Origin of the sequence: Kangiella sp. HZ709 (assembly GCF_009674675.1) — a bacterium.
Taxonomy (GTDB): Bacteria; Pseudomonadota; Gammaproteobacteria; order Enterobacterales; family Kangiellaceae; genus Kangiella.
On sequence record NZ_WKJC01000001.1, the window covers coordinates 967,415 to 989,169 of the forward strand.

Sequence of the window (21,755 nt, forward strand, 5' to 3'; positions counted from 1 at the left end):
TAGCAATCAACTAAATTTGATTCCCGCTTACGCGGGAATGACATAATATTAGTCTATATCCAATCTAAGTCTTCAGCTTCTAGCCTTCGTTCATCAGAACTCTCGCCAGTGTTGATCACTGATTTAGGCTCAATCATTAAAAAGTGTGTTTCTTCCTCAGCATAAGGACAATGCTGAACTCCTTTGGGAACAATAAACATTTCTCCGACATTTAAGACAATATCCTGTGACTCTAGCTTTAAAGTTAATTGCCCTTTGAAAACAATAAACAGTTCATCAGCATCATCATGCTGATGCCAAACGAGTTCACCCTGACCTTTAGCTATTTTAACTAGCTGTTCATTTGATTCTGCCAGCACTTTGGGAGTCCAATGCTCATCAAACAAACTGAATTTTTCTGCTAAGTTGATTTTTTTCACTTTATAATTAAATCTCTTTTTAAGACCCCATATGCCAGTTCATCTTGCCATGTGTCACCAAACTTAAAATGCTCTTTAAAATGACCTTCTTGCTGCATTCCATGGCGTTGCATCAATTTATAAGAAGCCGTGTTTCTAGGATCGCAATAAGCAACTAATTTATGAAAATCCCAATGCTCATTGATATGCTTAACCATTGCATCAACGGCCTCGGTACCAAAGCCTTTACCATGGAAATCTTTATTAAACTTATATCCTAGTTCGATTTGCAAATGCTCTTTATTAGAATATCGAAACCCGACATCGCCAATTAAAGCTCCACCATCAATTAATTCAACCGCTAACGCCATCCATTGTCCCTGTTCGCCTTGCCAATCTTTTTGAAAACCTTTAAAGGCTTCGTGAGTTTCTGCTTTTGAACCCACCGGCCGAATGAACTTCATCACTTCTGGATCTAAACCGTATTTGCAATAGTCCTCAAAGTCGGACTCCAGCATTGGTCGTAAAATTAATCGTTCAGTTGTAATCGTTGGTATCATATCACTTCCACAAATTTTTGATGCATAGGATAATAAAGTGCTTTTTTGATTTCACGGTTTTCTAGTTGTTGCAAAGCTGCTTGATACTTATCTAACTGCGGCTTGTAACGCTTCATTTCCGACTGTATAAAACCCTCTAAATCCGAGCCCAAATGTTCACCTGATTTATAATCTATAATCCATCGTATATTATCTGCATCAACAAAGGTCCTATCAATGATCATATTTTGAATTTCTTGTTCGCCCTCTGCGTTAATCACACAATGAGATAAAGACCACTCACAAAATGCTTGCTGATGTGGCTGTAGAATCCAAGACATTTTTGGATCAGTAGTCATCAACTCAATCGCTTTTAGAATTTTCTTAAAGGCCTGTTGCTGCTCTTGCTTATCCGCCAATTGCTCAGCTAGGGCTGTTTTCACTAATGAATATTCGCTATTAACTAAATCAGCCCACTGGAGTTGACCGTTACCAATCGATTCCAATAGCTGATGTATTACTAACCCAGCCACTCGAGCGACATCACTCGCCCAATCAAAATCAATGTCTGTTTCAACCGGCTTCACCTTTTCAATCTTACCCAAAATTGAATCAACTTGCGGCAAGGAAGTATTAGCTTTAACTCTATACCACTCATAACTTTCATTTTGATTAGTCGCATCATTCTCAACTTCAAAGCTTAAATCATTGAAAGTCTCCTCAATCGAACTATTATAAAAAGGAGTCAAATAATGTAGTAAGGATTGTTTAGACACTGGATTAAATGTCCATTCATCTTTTCTATCGTCATATTTAGTTTTTAACTCGCAACTCAGATACAAACGCTTTTTAGCACGAGTAGCAGCCACATATAAAACCCGAGCATCTTCATACTGAGATTTCTTGTTCTGAATATCACGTGCCAATTGATAAATAGGTTCTTTGGTTTCTTGCGCTTGGATGGGTGCTAATAGATAGTGTTGCTCATACCCTGAGGTAAACTCTTCCCAAATTAATAATTGATGATCATCCGCTCGTTTACGCTTTTCTAACGAAGGCAAGAAGACGGTATCAAACTCTAAGCCCTTGGATTTATGCATGGTCATAATTTCCACATCATCATCCAACTTTTTCTGCTGTGCATAAAGTTGCGCTAAGGCTGATTCGATAACATCTATGGTCACGATTTTTTGCGCTTGCTCTTGCTTGAGCAGCACTGTAAAGAAAGATTCAGCTTCAATTAACGCAACTTTATTAAGAAGAGCACTGGGGCCTCCCACTGACAGCCATAGAGTTTCGAGTACTTGTGACAAAGGTTTACGGCCGGTTTGATCTAGCGCATCTACTAGATACTGGGCTTTGCTTGCCAATATCTTATAAGCTAATTCACTAAGTCCTGTAACTTTATCAAATTGAGTTAAAAAACTTAAATAATGAGAGCCGAATCTTTGTTGCAGTTGGCTGATGTCTGCTAAAGGTAATCCAAAATATGGAGATTTTAATGCCGCAACAAAAGCAATCGCATCAAACGGTTGTAGTAAAAACCTTGCCATACTGATCAAGTCAGTAATGACGGCTTTATGCTTTAGAAGCTGCATATCCTTGGCATAAAAACCAACTCCAGCTTCATTCAAAGCTTTCGCAATCGGCTCTGCATGACTGCGACCACGAACTAAAATAGCAATAGACTGCTCGGGGTTTTGTTCCTTTAGTTGTGTAATTTGCTGAGCGATATTTTCTGCTTCTGAAACCTCTGACTCATCAAAACTGCTGATAAAGTTAACCGAATCATTAGTAACCATTGGCTTCATAGCTATTGCCGGTGAATAACTCACGGCGCCTAACAAGGCATCATTAAATTCTGGGAAAATTTTCGAGAACTTATCATTCACCCAATCGATAACCACTTGTGACGATCTAAAATTAGCCGTAAGTGTTAACGGCACTATATCTATATCGCCAATGCCATCTTGCTGCGTTTTAATAAACAAACCGACGTTAGCTTCTCTAAATCGGTATATCGATTGCATCGGATCGCCGACTAAAAAAAGCGTTCGCCCGTCATGTCTTTGCCAACCGGCAATCAGCTTATTCAATAATCGATATTGGGTAAAAGAAGTGTCTTGAAACTCATCCACTAATATGTGAGAAATCTGGTAATCCAGCTTTAAGGCCAAATCACTGGGCTCATCAAAATAGCCAAGTGCTCTATCAGCTGCTAAAGAAACCTCAATAAAATCAGCTTCCGAGCGAGACTGAAAATCTATATTGAGTTCAATCGTTGCTAGTCGCAAGAGTTTCAACAATGAACTCAATAACTGTTGTTGATTATCACTATAGATGGCTAAAGGAAAATTATTAATATCCGATATTGCTTCAGCAAAACCCTTAACTTCTGACCAAGTTTCAAATTGCGCTTTTAAGTCCGCTTTAATTTGTTTACCAACGACTTTATCCTCGCCTTCAAGATCTTTATCTGCCAACAGACCTTGGTTTTTATTCAGGCTCTTTCTAAAAGTCCCAGATGCAGTTAAACAAAAATCAGCAATGGCTTTCCATTGAAGGAGATGATCTGCATTAAACTCAGGCAAGGTTTGAATTTGCTTTAGTTCTGCTGACGGATGTGATTTATCGATAAAACCTGCTGCAAATTGAATCGCTGTAATTAATGAAGATGCTTCAAAACTGGTTTTAAATTGAGACAGCTGCTGTAAGCGTAAGTTAGCAATTTCGGTAATACCTTGCTGAAGTATACTGATATCTAAATCGCCAGCACCTAATAAGCGCAACCATTGATCACGCTTTGCTAACATCTTTGCCAAGAGACCAATCAAGCGCTCTACTTGATTATCCAGATGGCTTAATAGCAAAACTAAATCTTCAGAGTAATCATCATCGTTTAAGTAACTCAACACCGCTTGAGCAGCATCTTGATAGGATTCTTGTGGAAATTCAGTAATCCCTAACGAACCTCCAAGGTTACTAATCAATGGCATTTGATTAGCGATCAAACTAGACAAGGAATCTATCGTCAAAATTCTTAATCGGTGCGAGTTCTTTAATAAATTCCATTGCAATTGTGCATCGCGTTTTAAAACTTGATTGGCGAGTTGCCAACTTCTTTTTTCATGCTCCAACTCTGGTTCTGGGCCTGATGCCTGATGTAAAGAGTCAATCAAGCGATGACGCATCTCTGCAGCGGCTTTTCGAGTAAAAGTTACGGCAACAATTTCTTCTGGATTATCGACAATGGTTAAAAGATTTAAAATCCTTTGCGTTAAAAGGCTGGTTTTACCTGCTCCCGCTGGGGCTTGCACAATAAAGGATTGCTTTACATCAATCGCCATATCACGAACCATTTGATCAGGCGCTAAAACTGCATTACTCATGACCATGATCCTCAGCAAATGCTTGTACTGCCTTTTGATACTCATCATCTCTTTCTAACCAGCGACTAACAGGATAATGGTCAGCGAAGTTACCACTGTAATCCGTAAGTTTAGCCTCGCCCTTTTTAAAAGATTCAGCAATTTCATTGAGCATTTTACGCCATTGCTTTATTGCTAATTCGAATTCCTCAGCGTAGGGGTTACTAGCTAAATCTTGTAACGCTTTCACACCAGGTATCATTTCAGAGGCTTCAGTAAAACCAATATATTTACTACCTTTCAAATGCGCTTGATAAAATAAAACGCCTGCTACAGGTTGAGATTCTTTATGCTCGCTAATGGCATATAATAAAAGCTGAGGCTCACCAATAGGATCATTCATTAAATCAATTAAACGTGGCACACCGGTTTTATAATCAATAATGATCAAGCTGCCATCGTCTAGCTGATCAATCCTATCGATGCTTATATTCAATAATAAACCACCTACTTCGACTTGTCGTTTTGCTTCAGTGGCAATCACTTCAAAAGCCACTCGCTTTTTATCAAGCTCTAATGCCGACAAAACTAAACTTTTCAATCTGGATTGTTCAGATTCAAAAAAGCCTTGATGATTAAGCAGGTATAAATGCTTAGATTCAATATTCAATGTCGTGGTTATAGTTCTATCCACTAAGGAATGAAGCTCAGTATCCGAAAGGTTTAGTAAAGCCTGCTGAGTTTTTAGGTGCTGCCAAATGATTTGCATCACTTTATGAAAAATATTTCCTCTATCCATAAAAGAAACACCCAAGTCATCGGTTTGCAAAGGGTATAAGTTCAATCGATAGCGAAGGTAAGCATCAAAAGGCGAAGCAGCTTGTGCTTTTAATAGGCCTGTACCACCAGCGGTATAACCATCATTTGATAAGGGCAAACCATTATCATCACTATAAGTTTCCACCTCTGATAAAGGCCAATCACTGATATATGCTGGTAACTCTGTTGCTAAAGATAAAGGCGATATTCCTACTTCATCGACCAAAGGATTCAGTAGTGGACTTAACAATTGTTCTTGTTCTTCATCATGTAGAGCGTAACTGAAAATTAACTCGTCCTGAGCTTGTAAAGAAGCTAACACCGCTTCAGCATACTCAAGTTCACGTTGATGTGATGAACCCGGTAAATTGTATTTCAGCTGTAATGCTTTTGATAAAAAAGGATTAATGGTAGCTTTGGCAGGCAATAACTTATCGGTCGCTCCAACCATCCAAATAGCATCAAAACCAATCGTCATGGCCTCTAGCATACCCATAACTTTTATCGCCGCTTGTGGCGTTTCTTGATGAAAATTCTGCTCTTGAATAAAATTCTGCAATAGATTTAATGCTTGCGACCAATTAAGTTTCGAATTACTGACAAGCGCTAAACTAACCGCAGCTTTGATAAACTCCATCAGTTTTTGTTGCAGTTGAAACTCTCGACTTGACAAGGATTGATAACCGCTCCAATGCAAAGCCTCTAAATTCGATAATACTGACTGAATAAATTCTTTGAAACTGATCGACTTGAGTTCATCACTGCTTTGCATTCGCGCATTTATCAGGCTAAGCCAATTAAATTCCAACTCGCGCTTTTGACACAAAAGATTAATCGCTTCTAATGAGTAAAACTCTTTATTGGATTTTCTGATTTCAAGCTCTAATTGGCGAGCTTGCCATGACTGTTCTTGTGTTGAATAAAGATAAGGCGTTAGTAATAAGGTTTGTAATTGAGGTTTATTTAAACTGTTATCAAATAATTTTAGCCATAAAAACACCACCTCTATCATAGGTTGCTGCTCTATATTTTCAGCCACCGAAATATCGTGCCAATGATGTGTGGTTTTTCCTGCTAAAGATTCATCTGGGTACAACTCTCTTTGAATCATTCGCTCTATTTTAGAGCGCTGCTGCTCAAGATCAGGAACTAGAATAGCGATGCTTTGTTCACGATTAGTTTCTAACCGCCCTATTGCCCAGCGAACAGCACTGAGGATTTCTTGATCTTGGGTGTCGGCTGAGAATACTCTTTGTTTACAAAGATTAGTTGCTTCCTGCTTTAATTCTAGCTTCCCTTTTTTGAAATGAATGGCATCAATAATGATCTTTTGTTGAGGCGTTATTTGTTGAAAGCCATAAAAGGCGATGTTTGTCGGTAACTGATTAATATAGTTGCCAATCTTGTCAGCCAATACTGAGCCTATTTGGTAGCTATCGAGCCATCGGTTTTCTGATAATTGCTTTTTATATTCAAAGTACCACTCTGCAAAAGCTTCTTGATCAGTATCCCCATGAATAAAACTAAAATCTTTGATTTGCCACTGATTCAACATTCTCCAAGCGTCAAAAGACAACTTAATGGTTTGCTTAACATTCAGTAAGTCATTGGTATGTTTGGAGCTTGTAACTATGGTCTGCCATAAGTGCTGGCTTTGCGCTTTATTCAGTCTTATCGGTAAAGTATCTTTAGCTGTTAGGCTATAAAGTCCCCAACACTTATCCAAAAACGCATTCCAAGGCATAATCGTCAATGCCTGCCAAGCGTTTTTACCTTGAGCGATTTGCTGCTGCTGATATAGCTCCCTAAGATAGCGAGCTTGCCGATTACTAGCCGTGACAATAAGACTCTGATTGGCTTCTAAAGTGCTAGATTCGAATGAGCTAAAATCCATTAATAGCAGTCCTTATTACTGACAATTAACGATCAATCTTCCATGATGTTTTTTATCAATCAGCTGATCAAAATAAGGAGAGACATCTGCTAACTTTATCTCTTCGGAAACAATTTTTTCAAAATCTGGCAGCGGCAATTCATTACCAAATTGTTGCCAAATTTTAGTCCGCAAATCCATTGGACAGTTGGTTGAACTTATTCCCAGTAGACTGACGCCTCTTAAAATAAAGGGAAACACCATCGCGTTTAATTTAGGACTATCGGCTAAACCAATACTGGCAACATTTCCCCATAAGTTGGTATGAGCAATAATTTTAGATAAGGTTTCACCACCAATGTTATCAATGGCCCCGCCATAGACAGCCTTAGCCAAAGGCTTATCCGACAAATCGAGCTTATCCAGTTCTGTAATTTGGCCTGCTCCTAAACCTTGTAAATAATCGCGCATTGATTGGCGGCTGGTTAGAGCAATGGTTTCATAGCCCATTTTACTTAATAAGTTAACCGCGAAGCTGCCAACTCCGCCACTCGCACCAGTTACTACGATAGGGCCTTTATCTGGCGTTTGACCATTTTGCTGCATACGATAAATCGCCAACGCCGCGGTAAAACCAGCCGTTCCTATAATCATCGCTTGGCGTGTGTCATAAGCTTCTGGTAATGCAATCAACCATTCACTTTTGACTCGGGCATATTCGGCTAAGCCACCATCATGATTTTCGCCAATACCACAGCCATTAACTAAAATTTTCTGCCCGGCTTTAAAGTTAGGATTGGAAGTTTGTTCAATTGTGCCTGCCAAATCGATTCCTGCATTTAGCGGAAATGATTTCATGATCTTGCCACGACCTGAAGCAGCTAAGGCATCTTTGTAATTAATACTGGAGTAATCCACCTTGATGACGGTGTCGCCATCAGATAAGTCATTCAGCTCTAACTGAACGAGTTGATGGTTAACTTCTGGGGAATCAAAAACACGACACGCTAAAAACGGCATATAAAATCCTAATGATTAATAATATTTCTAAAAGTTAGGTTTATTCTTGGCTCTAAGATCTTAGGTTCTTTTGGGATTTGATGAACCCAATGAGTCTGAGTCTGACCTTTCATGATTAATAGACTACCAGATGTTAAAGAAATTTTATGCCTTAATTTAGGCTTAACCCTATGTTTTAAATGAAAATTGCGAGTTGCACCATAACTGATTGAGGCAATAACTGGATTTACCCCAAGCTCTTTTTCATTATCACTATGCCAGCCCATACTATCTTGGCCATTTCGATATAAATTACACAAACAACTATTAAATTGCTCGCCTGTTATTTGCTCTAGTTGAGTTTTAATCTTTAAAAGCGATTGGTTCCAAGGAGTGGTTATATGATCCACCCCTGAATAGCGATAGTGCACTCCTTCATCGCCATACCAAGCAACTAATCTAGGTACTACCCTTTCAACGCCATAAATCTTGAGGGTTTCTTCTTGCCAGCTAATTGAATCCATCAACTCTTTGAAACTTGGCTTACCATTAAATAAGTTTGGCCAATATAAAAGCTCTCCACCTTCTAAAACAATGGATTCCCCTTTATCAGAATTGATTAAATCGAATTGCTGCATAAACCTTAAATTCAATACCTTCAAAAAAAATGGCCAAGCATTAATGCTTGGCCATTTAATTTATAACAAAGAATTAAGAGTTTATGAAGCCTCTTCTTTTTCCTTGTACTCAACCACTTCTTGCTCCCACTTTTTACTAAACATACCTATTAGTAAAACTACAGCGCCGATACCGATACTGAAGGTCGCGATGAATTGGAATAAGCTAGGTAACTCTTTTACATTATTAGGATCGAAGTTACCTGCCATTAAGCCAGCAATGATGTTACCTATAGAGTAGGTAAATACAAATAAGCCCATCATCTGCCCCATATAACGTCTTGGAGACAACTTACTTACCGCACTTAAAGCGATTGGGCTTAAGCATAACTCACCAACTGTATGTAAGAAGTAAGTTAAGATTAAATAGAAGGCTGCAGATTTACCGCCGCCAGCCGCTACTTGTGCTGCAAATACCATAACCACAAAGCCACTACCCATGATAATCAAACCAACGGCCATCTTTAAACCATAGCCAGGTGTTACCATACGTTTGCCTAATCTAATCCAGAAAGCGGCAAAGAATGGCGTTAATAGGATAATGAAAGCTGAATTGATAGATTGGAACCAAGTGGTAGGAATTTCAAAAGTCCCAATAAATCTATCAGTATAATCACGAGTGAATAAATTCAGTGAAGAGCCAGCTTGCTCAAAGCCTGACCAGAAACAGGCCGAAGCTACACAGATGAGCAGTAAAGCCCACATGCCTTTCTTTTCGACTTGATTTAAGTTTCCGCGGAAATAAATGACGGCAAAAAAGATAAAGAAAGTAGCGGTCAATACGATAGCTGTTTGTTTAGCAAGACTGACTGCGTTAATTGAAATAGTGCCTGCCAAAGTTAAGGCTGTAACTACCGCAACGGCAAATAAGAATATACCAATACCTGCCCAGCTTTTCTTACGAGCGCTTTCAGTTATCTCAACAGAAGGCTTAGCACTCACTTCTGGTAAATTACTATTGGTTAAATAGAATTGAATTAAGCCTAATGCCATACCTACTGCTGCTGCACCGAAAGCCCAGTGCCAGCCAACATTTTCCATCAAGTAACCACAAACAAAATAACCAATCAGTGAACCGATATTGATGCCCATATAATAAATGGAATAACCCGCATCACGGCGTTCATCTTCACTGCTATAGAGCTGGCCAACCACTGCGGTAATATTAGGCTTTAATAAACCGGTACCCAAAGCAACTAAAATCAGGCCGACAAAGAAACTACCCTCATTAGGAATCGCTAATACTATGTGGCCACACATAATAATAATACCGCCATACCAAATGGCTTTCTGTCCACCAATTAAGCGATCAGCGATCCAGCCGCCTGGTAAGCCCATGAAATATACCGAGCTGGTATATAAACCATAGATTGCAGTAGCGATTGCAGCTGTCATTCCTAAACCGCCTTCTTGAATTGCAGCGGTCATGAATAGAACTAAGATTCCTCGCATGCCGTAGTAACTCATGCGTTCCCACATCTCGGTCATAAATAAGGTCTGCAGACCTTTAGGATGCCCAAAGAAGGACTTGTCTTTTGTTTGATTTGTCATTGATATACCCTTAAATACTCAAAACTTACTGCTGATATCTTGATACCCATTCAGTAAGTGGAGGTGATTTAGTGCTTTTTATCTAATTGAATTCTTATCGTTGAACTGAATACTAAATAAATCGCTAATTATTTTAATATTTATTTGAAGGCCTTAGATTAGGCTCAAATAAAGCAATCCATTGTTATATAACGACTAGAGTTCGTCCAGTCCTTTTTAGTAGCAAAACACTAGTCGAACCAGATTAGCCTTATAAAACACTGATTTTTAATTGCAAGTGATGACTTAAAGGGATTGATTCTAGAGGTAATGCCTCTAGTTGTTCGACGTGGCTTCATGCTCAAAACTCAAAGATTCTTTAAGTAGCCATTGTCCATCGACGAAAATCCAGACATGGGTAAACTTTGCTTTTCCCGTTTTATACAGTGGCTTCCCTGCTTCTTTTCTATAAAACTCATGATCCGCTCTTTGTATAATCCCATAAAGCTTGCCATCTTTTTTAAGCTTAAATACTTCAATGGTTCCATCAACTAATTTGCGAATAGGCTTGGCGCCGGTTTTCGGACAGATGTTTTTGGCCATCGCCTCCATAAATTCGGACTTATTCTGAGTGCCGCCAATATCATGATAAAAATCTAAATCTTGATGCAAGAGTTCCGCTAACTGTTCTAGCTGACACTGATTAAAGCCCAATTCAAACAATTGATAATCCAGCTTTTGTACTATCGCTTTTGCGTCATTTTTATTTTGGATTGGAGATTCTGCAAAACTTGTTGAGCTGATAAGAACGCTTACCACTAAAGCTATATAGGAAAATAATTTCATCGAGGTGCCTGTTTGTTATTATTGACACTTTCATTTTGCAAAATCATTGATCTTACAGCAATAACAAAGATGTATGATTTATCTTAAATATGTAACAAAGCCTATTGTCGACTTAAACGAAGATTCTTTACGGTTTGCTTTTTATTAGTTCTAAAAGGGTTAATGTCTAAACCACCGCGACGAGTATAACGTGCATAAACGGTTAATTCTTGCGGCTGGCAGCGCTGCATAATGTCGTTGAAGACTCGTTCAACGCACTGCTCATGAAATTCATTATGAGTCCGAAAAGATATCAAATACCTTAGTAATGCAGCACGATCGATCCTAGAACCTTTGTATTCAACGCTTACGCTTGCCCAATCTGGTTGATTGGTTATAAGGCAGTTACTTTTGAGCAAGTGACTAACTAATGTTTCTTCTACTATTTCTTGGTCCGACTCTAAACACAAGAGTCCTTTATCGTAGTCATAGTCTTTTACTTCAATATCCAACTCATCAATACATAAACCATCAAAATCTACGATCGGAAACTGCTGCTGATAATCTTTTAAGGTTAATAATGTTACTTGAACTTGCCCAACTGTGACTGAACTTAAATCATTAATTAAAACCTTCTCGACGGCTTGCCAAGTTTGGAATTTCGATTGATTAAACGAATTCAAATAGAGTTTAAACGACTTAGACTCCACAATATTGACGGTATTGAAATCAAACTCAAAAATGCCAATTGCTACTTGCGGCTTACCTTTTGCATTCAACCAAGACATTTCATAAGCATTCCAAATATCGCTGCCTTTAAATGGTAATTCACCACTAAGTGCTAGTTCATCACGCTTAATCTGACGCGCAACTGGGAACAGCAGTGAAGCATCATAAGTTTGCGGATATTCAGTCTCTTTGCCTAATGGAATTTCGTTATTCATATTATGTCTATCTAAATGGTTTATCTAAATGATCTAGCTCATTTGTCTAACTAGTTTAATTTTGGCATCTTACGTCTAAAATAAACGGTTATTTCTTCGCGGTCATGATATAGATGTTTTGCTTGCCAATAATAATTTATCTCATGCTCATCAAGCTGATCGCACATATCACCAATACAATCAGAAACTTCTTGGAAGCGCTTTTTCATCGGTAATTTTAAATTAAAAATAGCTTGTTCAGTTTTAGCTTGAATAAGCCATTTGGTCATAAGTTGTGCTACTAATGACGGTTTTTCTACCATATCACACACTAGCATTTGTACCGGTTTTTGTGGCAACCAAGTTAAAGCGTTTTCCTTTAAATGGATCACATGTTCAGTCGCCATCAACTTCTTATCCATAGGGCCATTATCAACCGCCGTTACTTGCATCCCACGTTGAACCAGTTGGTAAGTCCAACCACCCGGTGCAGCCCCCAAATCAACGGCAGTATGCCCTAGTCGAAATATAGCCTGACTTTGTTTCTTAGACATTAATACTTGAATCGCTTCATCTAATTTCAGACTCGAACGACTAGGCGCATCTTTCGGCGATTTTAAGCGCAAGATCCCGCCTTTCAAATTAGAGGCTTTGCCCACTAGTGAACAGCCTAAATAACAATGGTCATTAGCCATAAACAATATATGCAGCTGTAATTCAGCTTGCAGCTCAGATTCTTTCAGTTTTTTTGCTTTTTGAACAATCCCCTGTTTTTCACAAGCAATGGTTAAAGGTGTGCTTATTTTTTTGCAAAACTTGGATAATTCGCGCCCCGAGTCGTTATCAAGATGTTCTACCAAAAGGTTCTGACACAACCCAAATTGGCCTGCAGCCTCAAGAATTGGTGTCACCCGGTCAGCAGGATCTAAGTTTGTTAATTCTGCTTTTGCCCAGAACCATTGACGTGCAAAGATCAGCTCAGACAAATCCAATTCTTTGAAGAATATTTCTTCGCTGGTTTGATCCAGAACGTAAAAACGTACGTAGCCATCGTTCAGTTTAGTATTAGCATAACCGGGAAGATTATACTCATTGGCAAATGCCTGAACTTCTGCAGCGCAGTCATTTTCAAAACCAGGACGACAAAAGAACAGAAAAGGCCTTTGCATGAATAAACCGAAATTGGATAAGGATAATAATTAGCGCGCATTCTATCACAAGACTTTTAGCGATGAGATAAATTAGGGTTTATTGTTAGCTGGTGATAAAATCAGCTCAGTTTTTATCATATTCAAATACCATGGCGCACTATACTAAAGAACAAATTGCTGATCTTAAAAACGATCTGTTAATTAAAGATTCCATTTGCGGATTTCCAATGAGCTTTAAAACCACATGGGGTCTCTTTTCTCCTAAAGCCATTGATGATGGTTCAGTGATGCTGTTGAAATACCTCGATATAAAACCTGAAGATAAATGTATCGATTTAGGTTGTGGTTACGGGGTACTGGGCCTTGCAATGGCCAAACAAGCCAATCAAGGCCAAGTGATTATGGTCGATAAAGATTATTTGGCTGTCGATTATGCCAACACCAATGCTAAATTGAATAATCTTGCTCACGCGTCTGCTCGTTTGAGCAATGGTTTCAGTGATATCCCCGAAAAAGAGTTTGATGTTATTGTTTCGAATATACCTGCAAAAGTCGGCAACGAGTTGTTATATATCTTTTTGAATGATGCTTATGAGCGCTTAAAACCCGGTGGAACCTTTTATGTCGTCACCATTACTGGCCTTAGAAACTTTATGAAAACTGGCTTTAAAGAAGTCTTTGGTAACTATAAAAAGCACAAACAAGGCCCTGCTTATACCGTCGCCAGTGCCACAAAACCAACCTAAGCTTACTTGCAGAGTCATAAACTTATATTAATCAAGAAGCTGAGTGTCATCTGACCACTTAGCTACTTTTGTCTTGTAATAATTTCTTCACAAATTCTGTGGATAACTTTGGGGAAAAATTCTCTAAAAAGGCTCAAAAGCAATAAAATCAAGGGTTCTAATTCAAACTGCTCATTTTTTAAGCTATATTTTAAATAACCATTAATATCAATAACTTAACTCTTAAAATAAAGCTTTTTTATTCACTGCTTAAATTATAATCGGCTTGAAACCCTTGTTTTTACTACCTTTGCTGTTACTTGTGGACTTCTTGCATCTGCGTCAGAATTTTTTTCAGGATTTCTATGTATTTTTCTTGACAATTACAAAGTCATATTTGACTTAGGTTAAGTTGTAAGTGTCCACTTTTTTAACATCTACAGCTCAAGCGAAGAACCAATAGCTCAATAGTATTGCTGCGATGATTCCAGCCAGATCTGCCAAAAGACCACAGGCAAGTGCATGGCGTACTTTTTTGATGCCCACCGCGCCGAAATAGACGGTTAACACATAGAAAGTAGTTTCGGTACTGCCTTGAATAATCGACACCAAAGTTCCAGCAAAAGAGTCAACACCATGAGTTTCCATCGCCTCCAACATCATAGCCCGTGAGCCGCTACCGCTAAAAGGTCGCATCAAGGCCGTTGGTATTGCATCCACAAAGGCGGTGTTACCGCCAAAATAAGTCACCACTTTACTAATAAAACTAGAAAAGGCATCCAAAGCGCCTGAGGCCCTTAGTGCACCTATCGCCGTTAGCATTGCCACCAAATACGGAATAATGTTAACCGCGACTTTAAAACCTTCTTTAGCACCGTCAACAAAGTCCTCGTAAACTGCTACGCCCTTTCGCAAGCCATATAACAGAATGGCTATAATGGAAAACATTAATAAAAAATTACCCATGGCTGAACTAAGATCTGTCATCTGCTGAGTCGGTAAACTCGTTAGGCCATATACTATGCCCCCTATGATGGTGGCAAACACCAAACCATAGGCTGCTATCACTCGGTTAAAGAGTGATATTTTTTGAACCATCGAAACAGCTAATAAGCCCACCAAAGTTGAAGCACAGGTGGCGAGCAACAAGGGTAAAAATATCGCTGCAGGATCAGCAGCGCCCATTTGGGTTCGATAGACCAAAATCGTGATGGGGATAATAGTAACGGCAGAAGTATTGAGTACCAAAAATAAGATTTGAGCGTTTGAAGCAGTATTTTTTACTGGATTAAGCTCTTGCAGCTGTTCCATTGCGCGAATACCCATTGGGGTGGCTGCATTATCGAGTCCCAACATATTAGCTGCCATGTTCATGCTTATGGAGCCTAGCGCAGGATGCCCGGTAGGAACTTCTGGCATCAACTTCCTAAATAAAGGCGCCAAGGCTTTTGCTAACAAATTAACCAAGCCACTTTTTTCTGCGATTTTCAGCATCCCTAACCAGAATGCTAAAACCCCTACTAAGCCTATAGAAATCTCAACACTTAGCTTTGCCATATCAAAAATAGCTTTGACTAACTCAGGGAAGGATTGGGCGTTGCCGAGGAATAGCCACTGATACAGAGCCAATAGGAAAGCTATAAGAAAGAAAAATAACCAAAGCAGGTTTAGCATTTATTATTAATTGTCGAGAAGAGATTGGATAACTTCAAAATACCCTAATTTGCCCAGAATGAAAAATAAAAACCCCGTAAATCGCTTTACAGGGCTTGGGGTCTTAGAAGCTATTGTTATATCCTTTCTACTTATATTGTTTTTATTATCTTATTGTCACTCCATTGACAGTTATTTTAAGCAGAAACTAGAACTCCAGTTATCATCATTAGGACATAAAATTATAAAATTAGGACATCTTAACGGCTTACTCTACCATTTGCCTTATTAACTCTCTTGTCATCACTCATTAGTAAGGATGGCTCTACATCAAAGGCTTTGAGCTTGACCTTTTTATACTTTTCCTTACCTAAGCTTTTGAACAATTGCGGGCTAATATCTCGACTAAGTTTATAAAGATATTCTACTTGATCTTTACGAGTTTTAAGTTTTAAAAAATCTAATTTCACATTATATTTTTGTTCAATTAAAGCCTTTACTATATCCAGTTCAACTTTAGATAATTCAGACCTCAATAAGACTCTTTGCTCAGCTTTAACCGTAAAACTGGAACAGATTATAACGAACAATGTAACATTCAATAATTTTTTCATATACAAAACTCCTAATAATCTGCAGCATCTGAGCTGTACTGAATTGGTATAGTTAACGTTATAACTCCTTGATCTAAAATATCGGCAGTTAGATTAACACTAGTATCGCCAATTAAGCCTCCAGAGCTGGCTGAACAGCTTGAACCAGCAGTTGATGCGCAAGTCCATTCAGCTGATAACGTAACTCCGGACGGTAAGCTATCGCTAATTACAACACCGGATACATCACTAGGCCCGCCGTTTGTAATGGTAATAGTATAAACACTGTTACCACCAGGAACATAATCCGTAGGTGTATCACTTTTAGTCACCGAAATATTAGCGGAAATAAAAGGTGTGATAATTACGCTAGTTTCATCATCGTCAGCCACGCCATCAGATAAATCATCAGTGGCAATTCCTATTGTGAAATCTGAGTCAGGATCTACTCTATCAGAATTAGTGATGGTAGCTTCATTAGTTATTGTCGAAGCTGAAGTAACTTCAGCTGTTATTTCTAAAATTACTGAGTCTAAATTTGCAACAGTCCCAATATTCCAGAGCCCAGTTGTCTCATCGTATGTTGTGCCTGAAGGAACCGTCGCTGAAACAAAATCTAAACCCGCAGGTAATAGATCATTTACTGCAACGTTATTGGCATCGTCAGGTCCACCATTAGTTAACGTCAGAGTAATGGTAATATTTTCACCAACAGCAGGACTCGTTTCGCTAACTAGCTGAGCTAAAGAAAGATCTGCTTGAGGAACACAAATTACATACTCCATAGCGTCTCCACCCGCCCCTTCAGGACCGCCACCATCAAGAGCCAAATTAACAGAGCTATAAGCGCCGGACAAGACTACAGAGCCAGCAGCAGTTCCTGTTGCAGAATCTAAACTTGATTCTGTATTACTAGAGGTAGCAAATAAATCTCTGTAAAAACTATTATTGCTGTAAGTTTCAAAATGACTAGGGCCAGCTAATCGGCCTAAAGTCACTCCCGAAGTTGTTATTGTATGACGTGCACTATTTGCAGTGGTACCACTAGTACCACCCACTCTATCAATATGAAGAATGGCATTATAAACTGTCCTACCACCAAAACTTAAGGTGATGTCCCCAGTTGTTCCATCACCACCACCAGTCGTGCCGTCTGAGGCTAATGACGAATAAATTGCCTCTCCACCTGCACCTACTGTTGAGTCCCACTCAAAAGTTACTCCCAATGAATCAGCGCCTTGAACATTTGTATCGCTCCATGCGTTAATGGCGTTCATATTTTCATTCAGAAAATCAACCCACGCTCCTGTAGTGCTATCAACAGCAAAGTTCATAGACACAGGAATAGAGCCAGATGTTGCAGTCGATGTTAAACCCGTTGACCAGGCCCCTGTCAAAGATGAAGTAGAACAAGTTTGAGTTGTTACCGATAACTGGGTGTCAGTTACTGTGAAAGCAATATTCTCTGCGGAGCCTCCAGCCGGACCAGTAGAGTTAACAACTTGGGTGCCATTTACTCTCACCCTCACGTAAGCACCGGCACCATCCCAACCGTCTCCGAAATTATCTAGAATTCGAATATCATAATCGGCGGCAGGAACATCATTAAAAGTAAAGGTGAGAGGGCCGTAAGGAGTATTTGCAGCGTTGTTGAAGCAATTAGTAGGATTACAAATATAGTTAGTGCCCCCGTTAAGGGTCGTAACACGGTTGCCCAGCGCATCTCGAAAAATAACAGCATTTTCTGTTGACCATTCAGGCCAATTAACTTCTATCTCAACGGTCGCAGCAAAAGCAATCCCACTAGATAACAGTAGAAAGCCTATAATAAGTAATTTATATGCACTTTTTATCAAGACTAAGCCTTTGAAATTAATATAGAAATATAATATTTAATTATTATTACGGTACTTTTTTTGATATGCAATGCAAATTTGCATCAATTTTAACTTTTTTACAATGAAAATGACTATAATTTGTATCCAAACTGACGATGGAGTGCGGTATAATTTCGCCCACTTTAATTAAGCACCATGATGATGCTAAACCCAAAAGATAAGACTGACTTTACTAAACTGCACAAACGTTTACGACGAAATGTTGGCCAGGCCATTGCCGATTTCAATATGATCGAGGATGGCGATAAGGTCATGGTCTGTTTATCTGGCGGCAAAGACTCTTATACTTTGCTGGATATATTGATGAGCTTGCAGAAAAGTGCACCTATCAACTTTGAATTAATAGCTGTTAACCTTGACCAAAAACAACCAGGCTTTCCCGAAGCTATACTGCCAAATTATCTTACATCTATTGAAGTACCCTTCGAAATCATCGAAGAAGATACCTACAGCATCGTAAAAGATAAAACTCCAGAAGGGAAAACCACCTGTGGGTTATGTTCAAGACTACGCAGAGGTATTATCTATGGCTGGGCAAAGCGCAACGGCATTAATAAGATTGCTTTGGGTCATCACCGTGACGACATTATTGAAACATTATTTTTGAATATGTTTTTTGGCGGCAAATTAAAATCAATGCCCCCTAAACTCAATAGTGACAATGGTCAACATATAGTCATCCGTCCTCTAGCTTATGCCAAAGAAAAAGATATTGCCCAATACGCTAAGATTAAAGAGTTTCCAATCATTCCTTGTAATCTTTGTGGTTCACAGGAAAATCTGCAGCGTCAAAATATAAAAATGATGCTACAAGACTGGGACAGAAAATATCCAGGTAGGATTGAAGCCATTTTCAAATCTATTACTAACGTAGCCCCTTCTCATTTGGCGGATACCGAGCTATTTGATTTTGTAAATTTAAAACAGGTATCTACTGACGAAGAACTACTATTTGATTCTCCAGAGTTTAAAAGCGCAAAAATAGGCACGGATAACAGTCAAAATTTGAATATCGTAAACTTAAACTAAATTAACCCGCAAAACTTACAACCCGAGTGACGACACTATGACATTTGAAGAATTTAAACAGGCTTTCCCAGTTATTGTTCCCGTCAATGTGGCTTGGGGTGAAATGGATGCATTTCAACATCTCAATAATGTTATCTATTTACGCTATTTCGAAACAGCTCGTATTGCCTATATGCAAAAGATTGGTCTTAACATTAATGTAGCCGATGCTAAAAATAATGAGAATCCTATTGGCCCGATTTTAGCGGACTCTTATTGTCGTTACCGCAGGCCGGTAACTTTTCCTGATACCTTATATATTGGTTGCCGTATTTCAGAACTACAGGAGTTTGGCTTTATGATGGAATACCAAGCCTTTAGTGAACAGCAACAAACCATCGCAACCATTGGCAATAGCCGAATCGTTATGTTGAATTACTTTACGGGGCAAAAAGAGCAGCTGCCCGAAAAACTGCTCTATGCTATAAATCAATTGCAGAGCCTCTAACTTAAATTCTTACTCTAAACTTTATCTCTGGTAATACTCTGTTACTAATACGAACGCTAGGGTACTTCCCATAACGATTTGTTCTGCTAGTATGATCTGCTGAATTAACATTATTTCTAAATATCAATAACTTAGAGTAAATAATAGGTGTTCTTATGAAAAAATTTATAGTCAGTGCAGCGTGTTTAGCTGTTGTAGCTGCATGTTCTGATAATTCCAATCACGCTGAGCAAAAGGCAAAAACAGCAGCCAAAACTGAAGCTCAAGCGCAAGCCAAGCTAGACAAAAAAGTAGAAGCGCCAAAAGCATTAGTCTCAGGTATCGATCTTGCTAACTTCGATAAGTCAGTTCGCCCGCAAGATGATTTATTCCGTCATGTAAATGGATCTTGGTTAGAAAATTTTGAAATCCCGGCCGATAAATCCAACTATGGTTCATTTACAAAGTTAGCGGAAAAAGCCAAAGAAGATGTCAAAGCTATCATTGAAGATTCTGCGAAAATGCAGGCAGAAAAAGGTTCTGATGCGCAAAAAGTTGGCGATTTATATAAAAGTTATATGAATACCGATTTAATTGAGAAGTTAGGAGTATCCCCTTTAACACCTGAATTTGCCAAAATCGATGCGATTAAAAACGCCGAAGATTTATCTAAGTACCTTGCCTATGCGCAAATGATTTCAACTGGTCCATTCGGCGTTTTTGTTTATGCAGACCCGCGTGATCCTGAAACCTACATTACACAAATGGGACAAGGGGGATTAGGGTTACCCAGTCGTGAAACCTATATCGATGACGACGAAAAAAGCGCCGATATTCGTAAAGCTTATGTTGAGCATATGACTAAAATGTTTGATCTGGCAGGGGTAGATAATGGAGCAAAGCATGCTTCACAAATCATGCAATTTGAAACCGAGTTAGCTGAGAAACAATGGCCAAAAGAAAAAATGCGAAATCCGGTCGCTCGTTATAACAAAAAGTCACTATCTGAACTGAAAACCTTAATGCCAAACACTAATTGGGATGCTTGGAAAGCAGAAGCTCAACTCGATGATATGCAACAAGCTATTATTGGTCAGCCTGATTATTTTGTGGCCGTTGATAAGATGATGGCGGACGTCGATTTAGAAACTTGGAAAAGCTATTTCAAGTGGCACATGCTATCAGGCGCAGCGCCTTTCTTAAATTCTGCTATCGCAGATGAAAACTTCCGCTTCTATCAAGGTGTTTTGAGTGGCGTTGAAGAGCAAGAACCCCGTTGGAAGCGTGGTGTTGATGTGATTAATGGTGTTTTAGGTGAAGTCGTAGGTAAGATTTATGTACAAAAACACTTTAAGCCTGAAGCAAAAAAGCGCATGACGGTGTTAGTTGAAAACCTACGCAAAGCTTATGGTGAAGGCATTAAAGGTTTAGACTGGATGGGCGAAGAAACCAAGAAGCAAGCTTTAGATAAGTTAGCTAAATTTGATCCTAAGATTGGTTACCCTGATAAATGGAAAGATTACTCTGAATTAACCATCGAAGCAGATGACCTAGCGGGCAACATGCGTCGAGCCACAATGGTTTCTGTGAAACAAAACCGTGAAAAGCTGGGTCAGCCTATTGATAAAACTCAATGGTTTATGACACCGCAAACCGTTAATGCTTATTACAACCCTGTGATGAATGAGATCGTATTCCCTGCAGCTATTTTGCAACCTCCATTCTTTAACCTTGAAGCCGATGACGCGGTAAATTATGGTGGTATTGGTGCTGTAATTGGCCATGAAATGGGACATGGTTTTGACGATCAAGGCTCTCAGTTTGATGGTGATGGTAAGTTACGTAATTGGTGGACAGAGACTGACCGTGCGGAATTTGAAAAACGCGCCGATAAGTTAGTAGCGCAATACAATGACTTCACTGTGCTAGATGATGTCCATGTTAATGGTGAATTTACCTTAGGTGAAAATATTGGTGATTTAGGTGGCATGACCATTGCTTATAAAGCTTATCAATTATCCAAGCAAGGCAAACCAGCACCCGTCATTGATGGGATGACAGGCGATCAAAGAGTATTTGTAGGCTGGGCTCAAGTTTGGGCACGTAAATATCGCGATGAAGAACTGCGCAAGCGTATTAAAACCGATTCGCATTCACCTTCAGAATACCGCGCTAATGGTACTGTTATGAATATGCCTGAGTTCCATGAAGCCTTTGATGTAAAACCTGGTGACAAGATGTATAAAGCTCCAGAACAACGCGTCAAGATATGGTAAACCGTAGATATTC

The 21,755-nt window shown here is 39.1% G+C and carries 17 protein-coding genes; 4 read left to right on the plus strand and 13 right to left on the minus strand.

Annotated features, from left to right (window positions below; genetic code table 11):
• Window positions 1-53: 53 nt before the first annotated feature.
• From GJS41_RS04370 to rlmM, 10 genes are all read right to left on the minus strand, one after another.
• Window positions 54-419, minus strand: a complete 366-nt coding sequence (locus tag GJS41_RS04370; RefSeq protein ID WP_370515621.1) for a cupin domain-containing protein — start codon at window positions 417-419, stop codon at window positions 54-56.
• Entirely contained in the window at window positions 416-958 is a 543-nt protein-coding gene (locus GJS41_RS04375) for a GNAT family N-acetyltransferase (protein WP_154246101.1), read from the minus strand. Before GJS41_RS04375 ends, GJS41_RS04370 begins: the two co-directional genes overlap by 4 nt.
• The gene (locus tag GJS41_RS04380; protein WP_195758339.1) at window positions 955-4,326 is read right to left on the minus strand and encodes an exodeoxyribonuclease V subunit beta; all 3,372 of its coding nucleotides are present in this window, start codon (window positions 4,324-4,326) and stop codon (window positions 955-957) included. Before GJS41_RS04380 ends, GJS41_RS04375 begins: the two co-directional genes overlap by 4 nt.
• On the minus strand, window positions 4,319-7,018 hold the full coding sequence (locus tag GJS41_RS04385; protein ID WP_154246103.1) for a PD-(D/E)XK nuclease family protein: 2,700 nt from the start codon (window positions 7,016-7,018) through the stop codon (window positions 4,319-4,321). Before GJS41_RS04385 ends, GJS41_RS04380 begins: the two co-directional genes overlap by 8 nt.
• A 15-nt stretch (window positions 7,019-7,033) precedes the next feature.
• Complete coding sequence (locus GJS41_RS04390; protein WP_154246104.1) at window positions 7,034-8,017, minus strand: YhdH/YhfP family quinone oxidoreductase; 984 nt, start codon at window positions 8,015-8,017, stop codon at window positions 7,034-7,036.
• Between the two features lie 8 nt (window positions 8,018-8,025).
• Window positions 8,026-8,634 carry an alpha-ketoglutarate-dependent dioxygenase AlkB gene (locus GJS41_RS04395; protein WP_154246105.1) on the minus strand — a complete coding sequence of 203 codons (609 nt, stop codon included), beginning with the start codon at window positions 8,632-8,634 and terminating at the stop codon, window positions 8,026-8,028.
• A gap of 81 nt (window positions 8,635-8,715) precedes the next feature.
• On the minus strand, window positions 8,716-10,224 hold the full coding sequence (locus tag GJS41_RS04400; RefSeq protein ID WP_154246106.1) for a peptide MFS transporter: 1,509 nt from the start codon (window positions 10,222-10,224) through the stop codon (window positions 8,716-8,718).
• A gap of 315 nt (window positions 10,225-10,539) precedes the next feature.
• Window positions 10,540-11,049 (minus strand): nuclear transport factor 2 family protein, encoded by a 510-nt coding sequence (locus tag GJS41_RS04405; RefSeq protein WP_154246107.1) that lies wholly within the window; start codon window positions 11,047-11,049, stop codon window positions 10,540-10,542.
• Window positions 11,050-11,150: 101 nt separating this feature from the next.
• Window positions 11,151-11,972 carry an NADPH-dependent 7-cyano-7-deazaguanine reductase QueF gene (gene queF / locus GJS41_RS04410; RefSeq protein ID WP_154246108.1) on the minus strand — a complete coding sequence of 274 codons (822 nt, stop codon included), beginning with the start codon at window positions 11,970-11,972 and terminating at the stop codon, window positions 11,151-11,153.
• Window positions 11,973-12,022: 50 nt separating this feature from the next.
• On the minus strand, window positions 12,023-13,120 hold the full coding sequence (gene rlmM / locus GJS41_RS04415; RefSeq protein ID WP_154246109.1) for a 23S rRNA (cytidine(2498)-2'-O)-methyltransferase RlmM: 1,098 nt from the start codon (window positions 13,118-13,120) through the stop codon (window positions 12,023-12,025).
• Between the two features lie 131 nt (window positions 13,121-13,251).
• Between rlmM and GJS41_RS04420 the strand changes: the two genes are divergently transcribed.
• Complete coding sequence (locus tag GJS41_RS04420; RefSeq protein WP_154246110.1) at window positions 13,252-13,848, plus strand: methyltransferase; 597 nt, start codon at window positions 13,252-13,254, stop codon at window positions 13,846-13,848.
• Window positions 13,849-14,271: 423 nt separating this feature from the next.
• Here the strand turns inward: GJS41_RS04420 and GJS41_RS11615 are convergent, their stop codons facing one another.
• From GJS41_RS11615 to GJS41_RS04435, 3 genes are all read right to left on the minus strand, one after another.
• Entirely contained in the window at window positions 14,272-15,501 is a 1,230-nt protein-coding gene (locus GJS41_RS11615) for a nucleoside recognition domain-containing protein (RefSeq protein WP_154246111.1), read from the minus strand.
• Window positions 15,502-15,740: 239 nt separating this feature from the next.
• The gene (locus tag GJS41_RS04430; RefSeq protein WP_154246112.1) at window positions 15,741-16,094 is read right to left on the minus strand and encodes a hypothetical protein; all 354 of its coding nucleotides are present in this window, start codon (window positions 16,092-16,094) and stop codon (window positions 15,741-15,743) included.
• A gap of 11 nt (window positions 16,095-16,105) precedes the next feature.
• Window positions 16,106-17,929: a DUF11 domain-containing protein gene (locus GJS41_RS04435; protein WP_154246113.1), complete on the minus strand. Its 1,824-nt coding sequence runs from the start codon at window positions 17,927-17,929 to the stop codon at window positions 16,106-16,108.
• Window positions 17,930-18,112: 183 nt separating this feature from the next.
• Here GJS41_RS04435 and ttcA point away from each other — a divergent pair, with 183 nt between their 5' ends.
• From ttcA to GJS41_RS04450, 3 genes are all read left to right on the plus strand, one after another.
• Window positions 18,113-19,000, plus strand: coding sequence for a tRNA 2-thiocytidine(32) synthetase TtcA (gene ttcA / locus GJS41_RS04440; protein WP_154246977.1), 888 nt, complete (start codon window positions 18,113-18,115; stop codon window positions 18,998-19,000).
• Window positions 19,001-19,037: 37 nt separating this feature from the next.
• Complete coding sequence (locus GJS41_RS04445; protein WP_154246114.1) at window positions 19,038-19,487, plus strand: thioesterase family protein; 450 nt, start codon at window positions 19,038-19,040, stop codon at window positions 19,485-19,487.
• Window positions 19,488-19,642: 155 nt separating this feature from the next.
• Window positions 19,643-21,742 carry a M13 family metallopeptidase gene (locus GJS41_RS04450; protein ID WP_154246115.1) on the plus strand — a complete coding sequence of 700 codons (2,100 nt, stop codon included), beginning with the start codon at window positions 19,643-19,645 and terminating at the stop codon, window positions 21,740-21,742.
• The last annotated feature ends 13 nt before the right edge of the window (window positions 21,743-21,755 follow it).

Excerpts from the sequence above, each read along its gene's own strand:
- GJS41_RS04375 (WP_154246101.1), bottom strand. The coding sequence starts at position 958 with ATGATACCAACGATTACAACTGAACGATTAATTTTACGACCAATGCTG.
- GJS41_RS04380 (WP_195758339.1), bottom strand. The coding sequence starts at position 4,326 with ATGAGTAATGCAGTTTTAGCGCCTGATCAAATGGTTCGTGATATGGCG.
- GJS41_RS04385 (WP_154246103.1), bottom strand. The coding sequence starts at position 7,018 with ATGGATTTTAGCTCATTCGAATCTAGCACTTTAGAAGCCAATCAGAGT.
- GJS41_RS04390 (WP_154246104.1), bottom strand. The coding sequence starts at position 8,017 with ATGCCGTTTTTAGCGTGTCGTGTTTTTGATTCCCCAGAAGTTAACCAT.
- GJS41_RS04395 (WP_154246105.1), bottom strand. The coding sequence starts at position 8,634 with ATGCAGCAATTCGATTTAATCAATTCTGATAAAGGGGAATCCATTGTT.
- GJS41_RS04400 (WP_154246106.1), bottom strand. The coding sequence starts at position 10,224 with ATGACAAATCAAACAAAAGACAAGTCCTTCTTTGGGCATCCTAAAGGT.
- GJS41_RS04405 (WP_154246107.1), bottom strand. The coding sequence starts at position 11,049 with ATGAAATTATTTTCCTATATAGCTTTAGTGGTAAGCGTTCTTATCAGC.
- queF (WP_154246108.1), bottom strand. The coding sequence starts at position 11,972 with ATGAATAACGAAATTCCATTAGGCAAAGAGACTGAATATCCGCAAACT.
- rlmM (WP_154246109.1), bottom strand. The coding sequence starts at position 13,120 with ATGCAAAGGCCTTTTCTGTTCTTTTGTCGTCCTGGTTTTGAAAATGAC.
- GJS41_RS04420 (WP_154246110.1), top strand. The coding sequence starts at position 13,252 with ATGGCGCACTATACTAAAGAACAAATTGCTGATCTTAAAAACGATCTG.
- GJS41_RS11615 (WP_154246111.1), bottom strand. The coding sequence starts at position 15,501 with ATGCTAAACCTGCTTTGGTTATTTTTCTTTCTTATAGCTTTCCTATTG.
- GJS41_RS04430 (WP_154246112.1), bottom strand. The coding sequence starts at position 16,094 with ATGAAAAAATTATTGAATGTTACATTGTTCGTTATAATCTGTTCCAGT.
- ttcA (WP_154246977.1), top strand. The coding sequence starts at position 18,113 with ATGCTAAACCCAAAAGATAAGACTGACTTTACTAAACTGCACAAACGT.
- GJS41_RS04445 (WP_154246114.1), top strand. The coding sequence starts at position 19,038 with ATGACATTTGAAGAATTTAAACAGGCTTTCCCAGTTATTGTTCCCGTC.
- GJS41_RS04450 (WP_154246115.1), top strand. The coding sequence starts at position 19,643 with ATGAAAAAATTTATAGTCAGTGCAGCGTGTTTAGCTGTTGTAGCTGCA.